At 68.9% G+C, this 1,574-nt stretch carries 1 protein-coding gene; it reads left to right on the top strand.

Features of this window, described 5'->3' with window-relative positions; genetic code table 11:
- Window positions 1-118 precede the first annotated feature (118 nt).
- Complete coding sequence (locus NHG27_RS18935; protein ID WP_095797264.1) at window positions 119-1,498, top strand: IS1380 family transposase; 1,380 nt, start codon at window positions 119-121, stop codon at window positions 1,496-1,498.
- Window positions 1,499-1,574 lie beyond the last annotated feature (76 nt).

The raw sequence follows: 1,574 nt of genomic DNA on the forward strand, positions 1-1,574 counted from the left end.
CCTGGATCCGCCGGCCGGATCGGGCTGAGGGGCGGGTCGTGAGAGCCGAATGCTCCTGTGACCAGCAAGAATGGACTTGCTGAGAGTCCCAGACCGCTGAGTTACAGGAGCATCGGTAGTGCGAGTTTCCCACAGCTTCTCCGCTGAGTTCGATGATGACAATCTGATCGCTGCCGGTGGGCTGGTGCCGGTGATGCTGCTGGCCGAGTCGGCGGGGCTGTCGGACCTGGTCGATGCGCACATCACCCTGGCCGGCAGCGCCGGTGCGAACGCGCAGGTGAAGGTCGGTGCGCTGGTCGGCGGGATGGTGGCCGGGGCCGACAGCATCAGCGACATGGACCTGGTCCGCCACGGCGGGATGGGCCGGGCGTTCAGCGAGTTGCGGGCTCCCACGACGCTGGGCACGCACCTGCGCGGCTATAAGTTCGGGCACGTTCGCCAACTGGACGCGATCGCTTCTCGGCTGCTGGCCGCGCTGGCCGCTCGGGTGCCTGCGCTGGTGTCCGGCGTCGATGAGATGGCCTACGTCGATCTCGACGACACGATCCGCGAGACTCACGGCTACGCCAAGCAGGGCGCGGGATACGGCTACAGCGGCGTCAAGGGCCTCAACGCGCTGGTGGCCACGTTGTCGACGCCCACGGCGGCGCCGGTGATCGCCGGCATCCGGCTGCGCAAGGGCTCGGTGAAGTCACCGCGCGGGGCGGGCAAGATGATCGCCGAGGCCCTGGCCGCGGCTCGCAGGGCAGGGGCCGGGGGCATGGTCACGGTGCGCGCCGACAGCGCCTTCTACCAACACGATGTCGTAGCCGCGGTCCGCCGCGGTGGCGCGCACTTCTCCATCACCGCGCGCATGGACGCGGCCGTGGTCGCCGCCATCTCCCGCATCCCCGAGGAGGCGTGGGTGGGAATCAAGTACCCCGAGGCCATCTGGGACGAGGACGAGCAGCGCTGGGTCTCCGACGCCGACGTGGCCGAGATCCACTACACCGCCTTCACCTCTCGTAAGAAGGACGACCACACCAGCGCCCGGCTGATCGTGCGCCGCGTCAAGCGACTCAACCCGCGGTCGGTGCCCCAGGGCCAGGGCGAGATGTTCAACGTCTACCGTCATCACGCCGTGTTCACCGACTCCCCGCTGTCGATGCTCCAGGCAGAGGCCGCTCACCGTGACCACGCCATCATCGAGCAGGTCATCGCCGACCTGAAGAACGGTCCGCTGGCCCACATGCCCTCGGCAGTGTTCACCGCCAACAGCGCCTGGACCGTCCTGGCAGCGATCGCCTTCAACCTCACCCGCGCAGCCGGGGTGCTGGCCTCGCGCTTCCACGCCAAAGCCCGCATGGCCACCATCCGCGCTCAGCTCATCGCCGTCCCAGCCCGCATCGCCAACCGTGCCCGCACCTGGCTGCTGCACCTACCGCGCAACTGGCCCTGGCAGCAGGCCTGGGATGAGCTCTTCGAGACCGCCAGCGGCCAACTGACAGCCGCCACCTGACCAGCAAGCCCTGTCCCGACGAGAAGGGACCGAAAGTGGAAAAGCCGGGCAGACCGGCAGGTACCGCGCGCCCCCC

It is taken from the genome of Oerskovia sp. 140933 (genome assembly GCF_059651515.1).